Origin of the sequence: Mucilaginibacter angelicae, from assembly GCF_042434235.1 — a bacterium.
GTDB lineage: Bacteria > Bacteroidota > Bacteroidia > Sphingobacteriales > Sphingobacteriaceae > Mucilaginibacter > Mucilaginibacter angelicae.
In genome coordinates, this window is the sequence record NZ_JBHLTS010000077.1 from 160,600 (window position 1) to 178,383 (window position 17,784).

At 46.2% G+C, this 17,784-nt stretch carries 8 protein-coding genes; 2 read left to right on the forward strand and 6 right to left on the reverse strand.

Annotated features, from left to right (window positions below; all coding sequences use genetic code 11):
• Positions 1 to 15: 15 nt before the first annotated feature.
• The 4 genes from ACFFGT_RS27950 to ACFFGT_RS27965 form a co-directional block, all read right to left on the reverse strand.
• Positions 16 to 648: a hypothetical protein gene (locus tag ACFFGT_RS27950; RefSeq protein WP_377025807.1), complete on the reverse strand. Its 633-nt coding sequence runs from the start codon at positions 646 to 648 to the stop codon at positions 16 to 18.
• A gap of 101 nt (positions 649 to 749) precedes the next feature.
• Positions 750 to 1,322, reverse strand: a complete 573-nt coding sequence (locus ACFFGT_RS27955) for a contractile injection system cap protein (protein WP_377025808.1) — start codon at positions 1,320 to 1,322, stop codon at positions 750 to 752.
• Between the two features lie 473 nt (positions 1,323 to 1,795).
• Complete coding sequence (locus ACFFGT_RS27960) at positions 1,796 to 2,728, reverse strand: PorP/SprF family type IX secretion system membrane protein (RefSeq protein WP_377025809.1); 933 nt, start codon at positions 2,726 to 2,728, stop codon at positions 1,796 to 1,798.
• Between the two features lie 11 nt (positions 2,729 to 2,739).
• Complete coding sequence (locus tag ACFFGT_RS27965) at positions 2,740 to 9,921, reverse strand: cellulose binding domain-containing protein (protein ID WP_377025810.1); 7,182 nt, start codon at positions 9,919 to 9,921, stop codon at positions 2,740 to 2,742.
• 398 nt (positions 9,922 to 10,319) lie between these two features.
• Between ACFFGT_RS27965 and ACFFGT_RS27970 the strand changes: the two genes are divergently transcribed.
• Complete coding sequence (locus tag ACFFGT_RS27970) at positions 10,320 to 11,591, forward strand: alginate lyase family protein (RefSeq protein ID WP_377025811.1); 1,272 nt, start codon at positions 10,320 to 10,322, stop codon at positions 11,589 to 11,591.
• 123 nt (positions 11,592 to 11,714) lie between these two features.
• Here the strand turns inward: ACFFGT_RS27970 and ACFFGT_RS27975 are convergent, their stop codons facing one another.
• Together ACFFGT_RS27975 and ACFFGT_RS27980 are read right to left on the reverse strand one after the other, a co-directional pair.
• Positions 11,715 to 13,769: an alginate lyase family protein gene (locus tag ACFFGT_RS27975; protein ID WP_377025812.1), complete on the reverse strand. Its 2,055-nt coding sequence runs from the start codon at positions 13,767 to 13,769 to the stop codon at positions 11,715 to 11,717.
• A 375-nt stretch (positions 13,770 to 14,144) separates the two neighbouring features.
• Positions 14,145 to 15,623, reverse strand: a complete 1,479-nt coding sequence (locus ACFFGT_RS27980) for a glycosyl hydrolase family 28 protein (RefSeq protein WP_377025813.1) — start codon at positions 15,621 to 15,623, stop codon at positions 14,145 to 14,147.
• Between the two features lie 236 nt (positions 15,624 to 15,859).
• On the opposite strand from ACFFGT_RS27980, the gene ACFFGT_RS27985 reads away from it, so the two are divergent.
• Positions 15,860 to 17,767 carry a glycoside hydrolase family 97 protein gene (locus ACFFGT_RS27985; RefSeq protein WP_377025814.1) on the forward strand — a complete coding sequence of 636 codons (1,908 nt, stop codon included), beginning with the start codon at positions 15,860 to 15,862 and terminating at the stop codon, positions 17,765 to 17,767.
• The last annotated feature ends 17 nt before the right edge of the window (positions 17,768 to 17,784 follow it).

The window sequence follows — 17,784 nt, forward strand, 5'->3', positions numbered from 1 at the left end:
GATTACGAGGTTTGATTAAAGGCTAATAATGGTTATGCCGCCATTTCCGGGACGGGGGGTTGGTAAGTGGCTTATCATGGTTGTGTTATTTTCAGGGTTTTTTAGCTTGATGTTTCTTAGTCCGCGGTTGCTTAGCGGTATTTCTTTTTCCGATTCAAAAACAGCAATCGCGGCATTCGGAAAACGTGTGATCAGGGAAGTATAAACCGGGTCTGACTGTGGCTTATTATTTTGTTCAAAAGCAATGGACTGAAAACTGCCGTCAATAACTGTCTGCACTTGCGGCTGTACTGAAACTATATAATACTTCCATTTTAGTTTTATGGGCTGAAAATTAACAGCAAATATGGCAGAGGCTGTAATGCTGGTATTTATGCTGATGACTCCAAACACACTATCATCGCCGGGCAAATCAAAATCCTTTCTTGCGGCAACTGAAAGCTGCAGTTCGGGGGCCTTCTTGTTGGTAAACAGGTAAAGCTGGTCTTGCGTTATCGACGGGAAATCGGTATGGGTTAAAAAACATTGGTCTTTACATTGAAGCAGAAAATCAAAAGATGATTTTTTGGGCAAGGTGCCATTTATGGGGGCGCTTGAGTAGATCACCAGTGGAAACCCTTTATCCTGGCGTAATCCATATTGTTTCATCAGGCCCTTACATGTTTCCGTCGGAAAAATTTCAAACAGTTCAGGGGTGAGGAGATCGAAATATCCATGTCTGAAATCAATGCTGATTACTTTGCGAAGGATCATTGGATGCTTTGTAAACTACTTTTAAGATCAGAAATGCCGCTGGTTAACGCTATTGACACCTCGTCTTCAAAAGCAAGCGTGCTTATTTTATATAATACAGAGGGTTGATAGGGTGCTTTGAGTGAGTTCCACAACTCGCTTCGTTCCCCGAACGACATTGTTTGCAGTTCTAATCTTATCTTATCAATATTGGGTGGCAGATCCGGGGCAGAGTATTGATCGAATGAATTATTGGTTTGAAAAAAACTGATGATCAGCGACAGGAATTTCATGGTTTGCTCGTAATTGGAGAAACGAATAACAAAAAGCACCATTAAATTCAAATAGATGGCGGGACTGCCCCCTGTTTTGACGTTATCCCTGATTACACCTTCAAACCTGTTTGCATTCCTTATCTGCTTTTCCTCTTCATAATTAACTAAAAGCGCGACAACAGAATTAACGGGGAATTGCGCCGGATCAAGATTTACGCCGTCGGGAAAAAAAACTTTATCTTCAAGTGTCCCGGTTTTTAGGCGGCAATAATCGTTAAGCTTATCTCTAAGCAAAACCAATATGTCATTAATCATTGATGAAGATGTATAGGTTTATCGATGTATAGGTTTATCATTAGTTAAATAATATAGGGATTTAAATAACTTTCTATAAACCTATACATTGAAAGTTTAATTTCCAAGCAATCAAAGAAATAATTTAAAAGTTAGCGGGCGAAACGATCCGGGATCATCCAAAAACCCCTGTTAAACCGGATTCGCTTGTATAAAAAGCAAGATTTGGAACAACTGGTGTTCCCGTGCGAAGGTTGGGGATTTAGTTGTGATTTACTTTCATGCTTTGAACAACTGATATTTGGAACAACCTTGTCGACTGATGTGTTTTTGTTGTTATATATAATTATAATATAACCGAATAGCAATATTTGCAACTATTTAGCCATTGGTTCGAACCGGGTATCGGTAGCAAAAAGGCTATCCCTTTTGAGACAGCCTCTTTATAATTATATGTTCACTAACCAATCTGATTCAAGCCGCCGGCAGTTGTGTTACAGTAGCGATATATTGTCAAGGTGTTTGCCAAAACGATAGGTCAATATCACTTCATGAACTGCATTGTTAACTCCGCCCAGGTTATATCCGGTTGTGCCAAACTGATAACTGTAACCAATGCGCACATTCCTGGAATTGATACTGATGATCCCGGACATCTGTTTGCCGGTACGGTAATCGGCACCCAGGCCAATGATATTCTTCATGTATAGGGTAGTCGAAAAATCAGCGGTCAAAGGCTGGTTTTTGGTGTAGTATGCCAGAAATGCCGGCTTAATCTTGAAATCAGAGCCATTATCGATCAGGTAAGCTGCCGATACATTAAAATGGCTTTTGAAATAGCTGTTATCCTGTACAGATGCGCCACCTAACGCAGCAATGGTCAACTCGGGAAGTGCGAAACCGATATAATAGTTGGGCGCATATAACATCACAGAAAAACCCACATTGGGCCGGGTTTGGTGCACATCATTCCGAAAAGAGGGATCTGTGGTTGCAAGTGTCGAGTAATTGGCCACATACTGCCTGATCCCCGCATTTAATGAAACACCCAGAAAGCTTTCGTTGCCCAGTTGAACGCCTTTGGCCAGAAAGGCGTTTGCCTCGGTCACACGCTCTACAGCAAACTGGTCGTTCAGAACGGTTATGCCGGTTGCACCGTTCATTTGTTCCAGGGGAATAGCGGTATTAAACATGAACGTTCTGGGAGCGCCCTCTATGCCGGTCCATTGGCTGCGGTATAAACCGGTAACCGACGCGTTCTTGTCAAGCAGGGAATAAGCCTGGTTTAATGGAAGCAGGTTATTCATATACTGGCTGTAAGTATAGGAACTTTGCGCCCCTGCATGCATTGTGCCGGCCAGCGTAAAGTAACCAACGGCGGCCACCAGGCGGCCGTTAGTTTTAATAAATTTTAAGAAATTTCCCATGTATTTTTTGCTTACAATTGATCATTATATTTCAGGAGGAAATACCCGGTTTTCCTTATCGTTTTACCGGCGCCATCAACGTATTCCAGCAAGTACAGATAAGTTCCGGCAGCAATTTGCTGACCGCTTGCATTGCGCCCGTTGAAGATCCGGTCGGCGTTGTTATAGCCTCTGATCTCTGCCATCAGGCTGCCGGTGCGGTTAACAACGGTTAGCTTGTTATCGGGATAACTTGTTATCCCCTCAATGATCAGAAAATCGTTAATGCCGTCGCCATTGGGCGATACCGCTTTGGCAATGGAAACTGTAGGGCTGATATTGTTTTGATTGACAGTTATCCCGGTGATGTTGTTATGAAAAGCCATTGTACCCGATATAGCACCGGTTGGTTCTGTACCATAGATAAGCTGATCCTGGTAATAAACACAGATATGCGGGTTTTCCCCGCTGGCACCCGACAGGTATGAATAGTCGTTTGTTTGGGTAAATGCCGACCAGTCTGTCTTGGCAATCCGGTATTGGATATTTCCAGTGGTGCTGAGCGGATATAATTTACCGGCGGATGAATCTACTTTCAGGCGGAAATAAGTGTCGGCCATCGTGTCGGCCGGTAATTGGGGGCTGAACTGGCCGCTTATTTTTGATACACCAATCTTCGCGTAATCAATCCAGTAATTTAATGGCTTGCTATCTTCATTGGTAAAGAAATAACGGATGCTTAAGTCCTGGTAATTGAGGGGAACATTTCCCTGGTTATCCAGGCTGAGGTAAACACTTATCGTATTTCCGGATGAAGTTTTATTCTCTGTATAAACCTTCACCTGGCGGTTTTCATCAACAGTGACCGGCTCGGTACCCCAGATCAGAACGCCGTTGCGGTAAAGTGTGATGTTGGGATTTTCGGAATAGACAGCAGAACCCTGCTGATATGAATAATCGTTAGCTTCAGATAAATTTGACCAGTCATTATTACCTAAACGGGATTGGATAGAACCAGAGGTACTTCCGGCATTTAAATTGCCGGCTGAGGCCGCGAAAGCATATTCCACATAACCCAATGCATTATTACGCGGACTGGCCAATGCCACATACCTGGCCGTGATATTTCCCGCACCCATTTGCGCATAGTCAATATAGGTATTGATGCCTGCGTAGTTTTCGGCTGTAAACCAGTAACGTGCGGTCAGTTCGCCGTACTGAATGGCAACCGAATCCTGGTTGACTATCTTCAGATAGGGCTTAATTGTTGCATTAGTTAACTGGCCGTTATCTCCATCTAATGACTGAACGCGGATATTATACGGCAGGACAGTAAAGGTTTGGTTTTGTGATACTGCTGAATACCGTGAATCACCTGCCTGTTGAACCGAGATAGTACTGCTCCCGGGTGCTACGATATGCAATTTATTATTAATAATCGTCGCGACTGCTGTATTAGAACTGATGTAAGAAACCTGTAGTCCTGAACTCGCGGAACCATTCAGTAAAATATCCGGGTCGCCTGGCCTTCCGGCCTGAAGTGCGGCGAAGGTGAGGGTTTGATCTATTTTGGTAACGGTAATATTTTGACTCACAGGGTTAGCCGCAGCGTAAACCGCATTGCCGTTTTGTGCAGCCGTAATGGTCGCTGCTCCGGCACCGGCAATGTGTAATTTGTTGTTTATAATTTTGATGACCGAAGTATCGGAACTGTTATAAGTAACCGATAGACCTGAACTGGCTACGGCTCCTCCTGTAAAATCGCTATCTGCCAGTGCTTTTGCAGGTAGTGAATTAAAGGTGATTGTTTGAGCTGCTTTTTGTACCGTCAATGTTTGATTTATTGAGGTTGCCGCCTTATAACTGGCAGTGCCGGCTTGTGAAGCATTAATGATTGTTGTGCCTGGCGATTTTATATGAACCTGACCGGCAACAATAACCGCAACTGTTGTATCCGAACTGGTAAAGCTAAGTGGTAACCCGGATGTTGTCAAAGCGCCGGGGGCAAAGTCTGCATCTGTTGCAGATTTGGTGGGTATGGCAGCAAAGGTGATAACCTGGTCGCCTAACATGTCTGATGCGATCTCAGAGGCATTCAAGGCCCTGCCGTATACTTTGAAATTATCAATGGATCCCTTAAACATCGGGTCGTTAAACTGCGATTTGCCCAGGTAATTTTGTGTTGTATTACCCATTGCCGACGGTTTTATGGTAATGTTTGTTGACGATGTAGCCGCCGTACCATTTACATAAAGCGTAGTAGTAGTACCTGCCCGTGTTACGGCAAGGTAGGTCCAGGTATTTAGCGGGAAGGTATAATTGTAATTGATATTCTGTTCTGCAGCCGAGCCGTTTTTGATGGCGTAACGAATGGTCGACTGGCCATTTGTTACAGCAGCCTGCACGCTAAGGAACATATATTGGGTAGTGCTTGAGCCAAAGTCAAAAATACGCATCCAGGTACTTATGGCGTCCATCCGTACCCAGGCAGATATGGTGAAATCGTTAAGTGTGCTGAAAATACCGGCAGGCAGCGTTGCATAAGCATTTGCCGAGCCGTCAAGCAACAGGGATTTGCCATATTTACCCGTAGTGCGGTTTGCCGTTGCCGCGAGCACAGCATGATTGGCGCCCCAGGCATCTCTGCCTTTGATTCCACTGGTTTCATCAAACTGATAAAACTCACGCTGCCCGATGTTGGGTTTAGCAACTGCTTCCAGGCTTTTTGCACCTTCGCCGGTGCTGTCGACAGGGGCCACCACATAAAAATAGGTGGTACCATTGCTCACGTTGCTGTCGGTGAAGGTAAGGGTGGTTACCGAGCCAAGAGCGGTGTAGGGTCCTCCGGAAGTTGTTGAACGTTTAACGTTATAACTGTATCCGGGAAGTGATTGCCATTCAAGGATGTTTTTAGCATCTCCCGCAGCAATTGTCAATGAGTTTACAGCACTGCCAAGTACCGTTAGTACAAGTGTCGAAGTTCCTGTTGTGCTGCCGTTGCTTGCTGACAGGCTAACGTTAAAGGTACCTGATTCGGTTGGTGTGCCCGAAATCTTGCCCGATAAAGAATCAATTTGTAATCCGGCAGGCAGTCCGCTGGCCGAAAAATGATTAGGCGACTTAATGCCGGTCACAGTATAAGCCATGGGCCGGGCTATTAGTATAGTATCTGTTGATGAACTGGTGATAATTACCGGTAATGGCCGGTCATCCAGGAGAACAACATCGTTGCCGGTGCCGCCTTTATAGCTGATACGCAGCGTGAAATTACCGACTGTAAGCGGGGCAAGTTCCGGCAATCCTTTAAATGTACCGGGTATTGCTGCGCTTCCTGTATTGTCGATAATAGTAAATGATGCTCCCTGGGCCAGGCTTGTCGAGTCGATAGCCGCGAGCTGTAATTTAGGCTGGTTCATTAAATTAACAATACCCGCGCTTACTTTATCGCTTGTGGCCGCGCTTGTGCTCAATTCCACTTTATAGGTAGCATCGGCATTCATGGTGAGTGTACCTACTTTTAAGGTGCCAATGGCCTGGTTCCCGGGCGCAAGTATCGCGCCTGTACCCGAGCCTGTACCGATGGTAGCCGTTGATGAACTTTGCCCTGTGCCGCCGAAGGTACCTGCTGTCGCAATCACCGGACTGGTGAATGTGCCGCTGTTGGGATCATTATTAAGCAAATAAGTGCCGTTTTTTATCGTCGTTGTTCCTGAATAAGCCTGGTTACCCGTAAATGTCAGGACAGCCGTACCAACTTTTTCTACGTTCATGGTACCGGTCATTGTGCCGCCGTAGCCGGTGCTTATATTCAACGCACCGATGCTGATGGTTGGACTGCCGCCTCCATCTGTGCGGATAGCACCACGGCCACTTAACGAGCCAAAACTAATGGTGCCGGTAGGGAACATGATCCCCTGGCAATCATTGCCGTTGGCATCGAGGTTCCATGATGCATTTGCGCTGCCTGATTGAGGCACTTCAAAGCGGGTGCGTGAATTTCCGCTGCGCAGCTTGGAAACAAAGTACCCGGTAAAGCTGCTGTTATCGGCAAAAAGGTGCAGCCCTGCATACACGTTACCATCCTGAATAATTGTTCCGCTTCCGGTAAGCCGGCCATAAAGGTTTAAAGCATAGCTGGTTTGGTAGAAATAACTGGTTTTTCCGGCAGCGATTTCAATATCGTTATATAAGGTAGCATCAGCATTAACCGAAAAAAGGGCCCCGCCGTTCATTGTTATTTTTCCGGTTCCGAGCGGGCCCGAAGTAGGAGCAGAGGGAGCCCCGGTACTCGTTCCTGATATTTCCATTCCATAAACCGGAGGCCAGCTTTGCCCGTTTCCGTTGAGTGTAGTACCACCCGAGTAGGTGTTGTTGCCGCCCATATAAAGAAACCCGATGCCATTCTTAAGCAGGCTGCCGTTGCCCGTAATTTGCCTGGTTAAAGCTACTGTGCCGTTCACTCCGGGGGTATTTACATTGAGTAATGTATCCAACGTAACCGGCATGCTTAGGGTTTGATATGCCGTACTGTTATTCACAAGGTCGTTCCGCAAATGTATTGCAGCACCGCCTATCGAATAATTATTGGCGCCTGCATTGAATTGGATCCGGGAAGCCACGAGGTTCTGAATATCGTTGGTCAGGGTACTGTCGGCAGTGGCCTGAAAAGTAATGATCGCAGGATTAACCGGTGCCGCGTTTTCCAGCCAGTTCCGGGCCAGGGTAAGCGAGTCGGATTCAGGCTGAGGGCTCCAGGTTGAAGTGCTTGAGCCGGGTACGCCAAAGGCTTCGGGCGAATTAGCACTTTCCTTTGTAGTTCCTACAGAAGAAACCACATAATAATAGGGGCTTCCATTGCTTACGTTCATATCAGCATACGCCGTATTTGAAACATTGGCTACAGTAGTATAAGGGCCTCCGCTTATTGCAGCGCGTTTTACATTATAAGTAGCTGCTCCCGAAGCGCTGTTCCAGCTTAGATCAACCTCATTGTTTTTATTAATGGCAGCAGGCTGCGCCGGGGCTGCCGGTGGTACAGATGAAAAAATAATATTTGAGTTACCGCTTTCCAATGTTCCGGTAAGTGCGGTAATAACATAATAATTGTTTACCTCGGATACCGGGCTGGCATCAATATATGATGTCCTGGTTATACCTGATTGTATAGTGGTAAACGGCCCGGTGGCTGACAACGATCGTTTTACCGAATAGCTGGTAGCGTTGGCTGAAGCTACCCAGGTAAGATTAATTTGTGTAGTGTTAACAACCGATGCCGCAGCCGAAGCCGGCGCTGCCGGGACCTGGTTATTGACCACATTCAGCATCAGGGTTGCTGTACCGGTACCGCTGGCATTAGTGGCAGCTATGGTAACTTCGCTTTGCCCTAACGCGGTAGGTGTGCCTGAGATAGTACCGGTAGCCGCATCAAGGCTAAGCCCTGCCGGCAAACCACTGGCACTATAGGAAGATGGATTAGCGCTGGCAGTGATGTTATAACTTAATGGTGCACCAATAGTAGCCGTGGCTGTGGTAGCACTGCTAATCTCCGGAGAGCCGGCAGGTGCGGATTGGCTATAGGCCACATTACTGAATGTGGCGATATTCAATGATGAGTTATTGCTGGAGAGGGTATAAAATCCGGCATATAAATCAGTTGGGAAACCTGTTGCAGAATACCAGCAACCGAGACCGGTCCAATTAATACCATCCTGCGAATGGTACGTAAATATGCGGGTGCCTACACGCTCAATTTTTAACCACCAGGGGGCTTTAGGTTGCCAATGATTTCCGGCACCGCCTGTTGCTTTAAGGAAAATATCATAAAAAGCTGAACCCGGTGCCAATGATTGGCGTAACATGACACCGCAACCACCAGTATTTAACGACATATTCTCAACTTTTACTACCAGGCCGGCATCGCCGCTAATTTTCTTAAAATTGAAGCTGAAAGCATTACTGGTGGAGGTTCCGGCACCATTAAGCGTCCAAACCCCGTTATTATAGGCGGCAGTGCCAGCCAATCCAGTATTACCGATATCTACATTGGTGAGGTTACTTACCGGCTGCACATGATCGGCAGGATAATACACCTGGGGCAACTTAACCGCGGTAGATGTATCCGATGATTTCAGGTATAAGAAATTGCCGCCGGCGCCGCCCAAAGCAGCCCTCATCCTGTCGGTATTAGGGGTAGGTATCCCCTTACGCACATTATAAGCGCTGTAAATAAGGTTAGTCATATCGCCGGACCTTGCTCCGGGCTGAATCCCCCAGCTGGTCCAATAACTTGCATACCCCCCTAACGGGATATAAGTCATTGTTGCTCCGTCAAAGGCGTATTTATGATACAGCTCACCGATAGCCAATACCCGGTTATCTAACTCGGCAAACATATCCACCCCCTGTTTGTAGGCAACTTCCGCCCCCCAGGCCAGGGCTGCTGCCTGCACGCGCCAATGATCGTCACGGCCTGAATCCCCAACTTCCCCATTGGGCAGTGAATTACGCATCCCTCCCCCGGCATCCATCCGGTACACTTCCACCGCCTGGTTAAACCGGGTGGCATCATCACAAAAAACCGATGCAGCAAGGGCTATTTTTAACTGAAGAGCTCCTTTGTTCGCGTCGCGCAAGGGGCTGGGCACCCAGGAAGTCGGAAATAAAACATTGGCAAAATAATTTTTTACATGCTGTGTATTAGTTGCGGTCCAACCGGGAAAAGTAGAACGAAGGATTTCAGCGCCTACACCCCAATACTGGGCATAATCGCCAATATCCAGCATAGATTCTCCGCCGCCCCACGTAGTATTGGTTACTGCCCAGGCATCAAGCAGGTTAGTAGCTTTGCGGGCATACGTAGAATCGCCAGTAAACCACCACATCCAGGCCAGGTTGTGAACAGCCTGCATGTCATCAATCCAGGCACTGTTGTTTAGGTTCGGTGCCCTTGTAACTGTTGCAAAGGGCCCCTTTTGCCCATAACCCAATTGTGAATGCGAGTCGTTTTTTAATGCGTTATAACCGGATAGCCATGGTTCGCGGGTAATGTTCGCTTTCAATTGATCCAAATCGGCCCGGTTAAAGGCCACACCGGGATGTACAAAGGTTTGGGCCTTTCCATTGATAGAGATCAGCATTGCTGCCAGATAAAAAAGCATCGGACAAATGCGGCGTTTGAATAATGTTTGTTTGTTAAGCGTAAAAGTTCTTTCCATTGTAAATGATAATTTAGGTAATCAATATGTGCGGTAGTTTCCGTGGCCTGAACGCCTTAAGGGGGCACTAAAGCACGAAGTATGATAATTGGACATTGGAGAAGACAAGGGAAACTGAAAATGATACTCATCATCAGCCTCTTACCGGCAAAAAAATATTCATTTATGTAAGTCTGCAGTACAGGGGCAGTACAAAACGTATTGAAGAGGGGTAGATAGAGTGTTATGTAGATCTTTTGTCCTTCAAAATATTTTTGCCTGGAGTTCTTATGTGTTGAAACAGTATTTGACTAATTAAAATACTTAGTATCTTATTGATAGAGTATTAGTTAAATGTTTTCTTGTCTCTTATAGGTGCTGTTTCTATCGGCATTTTATAAACCTATAATTTAATTAATATGAAAAACAATCTTTTAGTGGCTTGCGCTGCCGTGCTCGCATGTGCCATTTATTCATGTAAGAAAACTGCGACGGCAACAGACAACGCCTCGGAGCAAGTTGTGCATGCGGAAGACAAACGACTTGCTACGCAGGTGACCACTTTTGCCCATCCCGGGCTTTTGCACAACGCTGCAGACTTTAGCAGGATGGTTAGTAAGGTAAATGCAAGTGCCCAACCGCAAACATCCGGCTGGGATAAGCTGGTAGCCAACTCGCATTCTTCTTCAACTTATACCATGCAGGGGCCAGTCGCTATCGTGTACAGGGGCAGCGGGACCCCTGAAAATTATTCTAAATTATACAATGATATTGCTGCCGCTTATCAGAACGCATTGCGCTGGAAAATTGCCGGCACAACTGCTAATGCAGACAAAGCGGTTCAGATCATGAATGCCTGGTCGTCGACCCTTACTTCGATCCAGGGTAATGCCGACCGTTTTCTGGCAGCAGGAATTTACGGCTATGAATTTGCAAACGCGGCCGAAATCATGCGTTCGTACAGCGGGTGGGCCGCTGCAGACTTTACCAGTTTCAAAAACATGATGCTGAATGTATTTTACCCGGTAAATCATGACTTTTTGACAAATCATAACGGCGCTTGTATTACCAATTATTGGGCAAATTGGGATGCCTGTAACATGGCCAGTATCCTCGCGATCGGCGTTTTATGTGATGATTCAGCGAAGTTTGATGAAGCCATCGCTTACTTTAAAAGCGGGGCAGGAAACGGGGCATATGGCCACGCGGCACCTTTCGCCTATACCGATCAGGGAGGCCTGGCACAGTGCCAGGAAAGCGGCAGGGACCAGGGACATAGTTGCTTTGATGTATCGCTTTATGGCGCATTTTGCCAGATGGCCTTCAATCAGGGGCAGGATTTGTTTGCGTACAATCCATGGCATGACACAAGGCCGCGGATTCAGGGTATGTGCGAATACATAGCATCTTATAATTTAGGAAACACAGTGCCATTCACCACTTATAACTGGGGAAACGGGCAAACCTGTAGCCCTCAGTCACAAACGGTTATTTCCGCTGCAAGCCGTGGTGATATCCGCCCGAGCTGGGAGCTGCTGAATGCGCATTATGTTCAGTTACGTGGTTTAAGTTCGCCTAACATAACCGCGTATGCACTCCAGGTGAGGCCGGAAGGCGGCGGTGGTGACTACGGTTCTACCAGTGGAGGTTATGATCAGCTGGGATTTGGAACCTTAACCTATACGAGATAAATTAATTGATAGAAACAGTACTGATAACCGCATAAGTCACTGGATTTGGCGACTTATGCGGTTGTTTCAGAATGCCTGGGAGCCGAAGTGATTGATTGTCGATATTATCAAATCAGCTTTATCTTAATGGGTTTTCAGAAGTTTTAATTCAGCAATCGTAACTTGTGTATCGATAAGTTTTGATCCTGAAGCTACCAAAACACCTGCGACCGCATGAGTCCCGGCATTGAAATCGTCTTTTCCCAACGGGATCCATTGCCTGCCATCTACCGAATAACTTGATGTAAAATGGTTCCCGGCTTTATTTATTTTTAGCCAGACCGGACCGGTCATTCGTCCAAAAGTTACTACTGGGGATTTCAGTTCTTCACTCGTAGCAATGACCTCTGTCCGGCCATTTTCAAGACGTTTCAGAAACTGCAACTGCCAGCCCGGCGATTCGGGATTAGCCTGCAACACAGGACGCAACAGTAACAAGATTCCGGCAGCATTCGCGTCGTGATCATTGCGGATAGTTAATCCAAGCTGGGTAGCCTGCGCACTAAACTGCGGTATGTATTTCATTATTATGCCTGCCGATTGATTCAGTGCCCGGTAAAGCATTGTACAATGATCAGCCAGGCTGTCTGTTCCTGTGCCGATTCCATGCAATTCAAAAGTGACACCATTGTACGATGCCATGCCTTTCTTACCACCCGTTGAGAATAAGGTACCCGGGTGTTTTTTGACATTATCCTCAGTTGTGCCGATATCAGCAATTTGCCATGCTTCAGGCAGTCCCGCATTTATAGATTTTGGAATGGAAAATGCACTCTGGCCATAAGGGTTCACTGCAGCTACCACGTAATAATATAATCGGCCTTTTATAACGTTACGGTCAATAAAACGATCGTCCATGATTTTGTCTGCCAATAATTTATACGGCCCGGTGGGCTTCGCTGATCTTTGAATCCTGTAATACCCGGCATTGATTATTTTTGGCCAGGTGATGATATTAACATTTCCTGAGTCTGTCGCAATAACGCCGGCAGGGCGATAGGGGGGATTTGAAGTGCTGCTATCCGGATATTGCCTTGAATATAAAAGTGTGCCAAAGCCGGTATGGTCGGCCCCTGGCGTACCTTGTGGTTCAGGCCGCAAACGGGCGGCAGCCATTGTTGTAAATGGCGCTTCAATTCCGCACCGGCGGACGTAATGATTATAAACTTCCTCATAAACTGCCCGCAACCTGCTCCGGCCTTCAACAGATATATGTGAATGCCTGTACTTACCTGTCCTGTCTATGGTTGGCGTAAATGGAACATCGTAGCCAAGGTTATATTTTGCAGTATATTCAAATCCTTTCAGTAACCTGTTGTTTTGTAAGCCGTACAGGTCAATTCCCTGGTGCCAGGCCATTTCGCAGCAGTCAGCAAGGTGGGCAATTCCCAGTTGCGTATGACTCTGGTCACGTCCGCTTTCCTGGCATTGCCCGGAATCATTGATGATGTAATTGGTAAGGTGGCCATCCCCTGCTCCACGCTGGTAATAGTCGAGGGTGTTTTCAAAAATCTGACGGTCATTGCAGAAAATGGCTATGGCCATAGCTGTTTTAAGGGCTGCGCTGTCCCAGTTTCCATTTGCAAACGGAGCATAATTTTGAATAACAGGATAAATGACTTCGCGGAAATGCTGTTCGGTTCGGCGGATCTCATTTTCGGTCCAGCCTGAATTTGTATAGCGTAATAACTCTGCTGCATTGACCATTTTAAACGGGCCCAGGCCTGCCATTAACACCGCGTCCCTGCCGGTGATAGCGGTGAGCGTATTTGACCAGGCATTAATAATTTCAATAGCTTTCTTTGCATGACGAAGGTCGCCTGTAATTGTCCACATCAAGGCATTCTGAAAGGCAGCGTTGGCGTCGCTGTCATAAACACCCTGCCCTACAGTAGGGTTCCTGCCGATCATGGTTAGCGGGCCTTGCAGCTGATAGGTGAATTGTGATTGCGGGTGATGACTGAGTTGTTCAAACCCCGCCTTTATATCCGGTTGGCCAGCAGTTAATCCAGCCTTTATCCGGGCTATGTCTTTATTATCACTCAGAAGCCCTGGATGGACAAATTGCTGGGAGCGGGCGCCGGCACAAAGGCCAGAAAACAAGACTATGAAAAAAACTTTTTTTAGACTTATCATCATTTTATTTTAATATCAAAGCCAGAGCGTAATACGGAGCTGGCATAGCCGTTGGTCTTGATATCCCGGTCGCTGATGCTGTAAATACCTGTTTGAACACCATGGGTGTTCAGAAGCTTTTTTAATTCCCTCCCCCGGGAGGGGTGCGGCTGAAATGTGTGTTGGCAGGGAGGGGTTTGTACGCTATTTCAAACTAATAGACCTATTGGTGAACCCCTCCCTACACCCTCCCAGGGGAGGGAATCGCACAATCCCCCCCGCTTTTTTATTTCTTCCGAACACTGTGATCTGAACACAAACCTCATTTATCCCTGCCGTGCTCTTTACTTAAAAAGAGAAGATCAAATATTATACCCTGAACAAAATACAAATACCGGATCAATCGCTGATCACAAATTTTACACCGTCCACATGCTCGCCAATAAATATGTTTGCCATATCACCTGTTTTATAAAAGCCTGGCTTACCCTTCATGGTGTCATAGATTAAAGTACCATTGATTTTGAGGTTCTCGAAGGTTAAGTTTTTTATGGCGTGCTGCTCATCATATCCGCTGATAACAGACATATTTGCATGTGAGCCTGTATAGGTAACGTTCTTAAACACAATATCTTCCATTCCGGCACCGGGCGACGTGTTGTATTTCCGGTTAAACATAACGCGCAGATTGAAGAGCTGCCCTTTACGGATATCACCGATATTAACATTTTCAAAACTGATATTCCTGATAAGATTGCTGTCACCCGCGTTTAAGGCAATGCAGCCCTGGTAATCGAGCTGATTTTCATGGTGATCGAGTACTGTCATGTTGCGGAGCCTGATGTTCTGCAATGTGTCGGGGTGATCAGAGTCACCATGCGTTCCGATCAGTAAGGGATGTGCTACATCCGCCCAAAGCGTAGCATTATCGATTGTGATATCAGTGGTATTTCCGTAATACTTCCAGCGATGGCCGTAAATAGCGATGCAATCGTCTGAGTTTCTCATAAATATATGGTTGATGGCCACATCTTTACTGCAAAAAATATCGATACCATCGGCATTGCCGGTTGAACTGAAGGCCTTAAAATCATTGATGCGTACGTTTTTTGACTCTCCCACCATTACAGAATATCCTTTTGGCATTTCAATAATCCCACTGACTTTCACGTTTTCGCTGAATTGGATGAGCAACTGATCATTTCTGGATTGCTGGGGTGCAGCTTGTTTAGTCGCTGAGCTATTTTGCTGAACGGGAAATTGTGTGAGGATGCCGCGCCCGCAAATGTTTACGTTTTTAACATGATCTATTATTAATTCTCCTGTCACAACGGCCCCCCCGGCAATATAGACGGTTTTATTCGACGGAACGATCATCCGGCCAATATTTTGGATCCCCGGACCCAAATAGATAACGTTGGGGTCGTAAGGGCTTGGCCGCTCTTTTTCTATGGTGTTAGCAAAAAGTTGCAGATTTTCAAAAATATCTCCATTGATCTCCAAAGAGATATATTGCGATGATTTCATCGAAAACTCTATGATATTGCCATGGATTTTTGGAATGATGCCGAGGAAAGAAGGCCTGACCCTTGCTCCCCTCACCGGTGTATAATTTACTTTTACCCTGACGCTTACACTGTCCGAACAATCAAAATAAGTGAAGGATGTTTTTTTGGTTATGCGTTGTGAATCAAATCTCGCGGCAACATCGGCATGATAAACCCCGGTGTTTTGCCATTTGCCATGACTATCTCTAACCTGTACCTCATATGTATGACTGATGATTGAGCAATCCGGTTGCTTATAGGTAATTACTTCGGCTTCAGTACATTTCAAGAAAAACAGGCTTAGTGTCAGCAACAGATAGATTTTAGTCATAGAATATTATAGTTTATTTATCCGTTAAAGACAGGGGGCATAATTTTCTATACTCATCGAAAATTGAATTTATTTCGCAATTATTACCAGCGAAGGAATTTCTAAAGCCACCCAGGCGCAGATTTGAGTTGTTTACAGCGGAGAATTATAGACACAGTTACCATGGCCCGGATGTGTAACAAAATAGATGCAATTTAGATGAGTATATTTAACACCCTGACCTGTCTTTTCAACACATGCAAACCAATATATCCTTCCCCAGCCAGCTAAATAGTTCATTTGGCAGAATCCTGATCTGCCTGTCCTTTTTAATTTGCCTGGCAACCGCTGCCGGTGCGCAGGCATTGATATCGCGGGTCCAATCGCCCGACGGGTTTACTGAAGCACAATTCAGGCTTGACAAGCAGGGAAAGCTCTGTTACAGGCTAATTTGCGATAAACGGGTGATTGTAAACTGGTCGCGCCTGGGAATTAAAACCGATGGGCCATCGCTCGATTCGCTTGTTTCGATCTCAGCTTCAGGTCAACACAGGGTAGAAGAAAAATTTCCATGGCCGCTTGGCGAAGATGCCGTTATCGAAAACAACTATCGCGGTAATACCCTTCACTGCAGTACAGCGACCGGGACATTTGACCTTGTGATCAGGGTTTACAATGGCAGCCTGGCTTTTCGATATGTCTGCAAGCGGTTGCCGAAACGCCCTGTGAGGCTTTTGGCAGAACTGACGGAAGTTAACCTGGCCGGCCGGCACCGGATATACCAGTACCATGAAGAATCGGTTTTCCGGTCTTTATTGGTGGATTCGTTGAATGGGATCAGCGACCTGCCATCAACGCTGGTTTCTGATGTGCCAGGTTATATCAGCATCGGGGAAGCGGACAACCGCAATTATACCAAGTGCGTACTGGTGCATGGGCGCCGTCCTAACAGCCTGGCGTTTCATTTTTATGTAGATACGATTTACCGGGATCAACAGGTTTCATCGATCAGGACGGATTCTGTAATTATGTTCAGGGATAGTTTGATCTCACCCTGGCGTACAGTAAGTTATAGTAAAACTGCCATTGGCCTCCATAATTTCAGCCAGTTGAACTTGAAACTTGTATCCCCATCGGATCATAAAGTGCCTTTGAACGTAAAGCCGGGAAAAGTTTTCCGGGTTCCTATTAACACGCAGGGTGCCTTAGATGGGGTGGATTTTGCTTCCAAAATGAATTTTCAGTATATCCTGATTGATGCAGGATGGTACGGAGCTGAATTTCGCACCATATCTGACCCGACGAAGCCCATCCCGGGTTTTGAATTAGAGCAAATTATAGCCCATGCACGTCAAAAAGGGATTGGTGTAATCCTGTATGTAAACTATGTGGGTTTGAAGGCTAAAATCGACACCTTGCTGCCTCTTTATAAAAAATGGGGAGTGAGCGGTATAAAGTTCGGATTCGTGGATGGAGGCACGCAAAAAGGCCTGACCTGGCTGGATACTGCCATGAAGAAGGTTAATGACTACGGGTTTGTGCTCAATGTGCACGATCATTATAAACCTACGGGCCTGAGCCGGAGATATCCGTTCGTGCTGAGTTCGGAAGGCATTCGCGGGGACGAAAACAGTCCTGACGCGTTTCATACCACGGTATTGCCATTTACGCGGTTTCTTGCCGGCGCCGCGGATTTTACATTTTGCTACCCCAACAAATTTAATTCCTACAGCAAGAATGTTAAGGTAAGCAAAGCCCAGCAACTGGCGCTGACGGTTATTTATTTTGATCCCTTACAGGCAATATTCTGGTATGGACGTTCACAGGATTACCAGGATGATACCGAAATAGCGTTTTTCAGATACGTGCCAACAGTTTGGGACGAGAGCAGGTACATGGCGGGGGAAATTGCGGAGGGGATCAGTGTTGCCAGGCGTAAGGGAAGTGAATGGTACCTGGGAAGTGCTGCGGGCCTGCAGCCCTGGAAGGGAAAATTCCGGCTTGGTTTTCTTGATAAAAATAAGCGTTATACCGCTACTGTTTATGAGGATGATGGAACCGGCGGTATCCGCACGCGGACAATAAATGTAAAATATAACGACATCTATCTTGTTAGCCTTAATGGTAAAGATGGCCAGGCTGTCATCATCAGGCCCGGCCATTAAGTTTCCGGATTTTGTAC

Coding starts and splice junctions, on each gene's coding strand:
- ACFFGT_RS27950 (WP_377025807.1), bottom strand. CDS start 648: ATGAAACAATATGGATTACGCCAGGATAAAGGGTTTCCACTGGTGATC.
- ACFFGT_RS27955 (WP_377025808.1), bottom strand. CDS start 1,322: ATGATTAATGACATATTGGTTTTGCTTAGAGATAAGCTTAACGATTAT.
- ACFFGT_RS27960 (WP_377025809.1), bottom strand. CDS start 2,728: ATGGGAAATTTCTTAAAATTTATTAAAACTAACGGCCGCCTGGTGGCC.
- ACFFGT_RS27965 (WP_377025810.1), bottom strand. CDS start 9,921: ATGGAAAGAACTTTTACGCTTAACAAACAAACATTATTCAAACGCCGC.
- ACFFGT_RS27970 (WP_377025811.1), top strand. CDS start 10,320: ATGAAAAACAATCTTTTAGTGGCTTGCGCTGCCGTGCTCGCATGTGCC.
- ACFFGT_RS27975 (WP_377025812.1), bottom strand. CDS start 13,769: ATGATGATAAGTCTAAAAAAAGTTTTTTTCATAGTCTTGTTTTCTGGC.
- ACFFGT_RS27980 (WP_377025813.1), bottom strand. CDS start 15,623: ATGACTAAAATCTATCTGTTGCTGACACTAAGCCTGTTTTTCTTGAAA.
- ACFFGT_RS27985 (WP_377025814.1), top strand. CDS start 15,860: ATGCAAACCAATATATCCTTCCCCAGCCAGCTAAATAGTTCATTTGGC.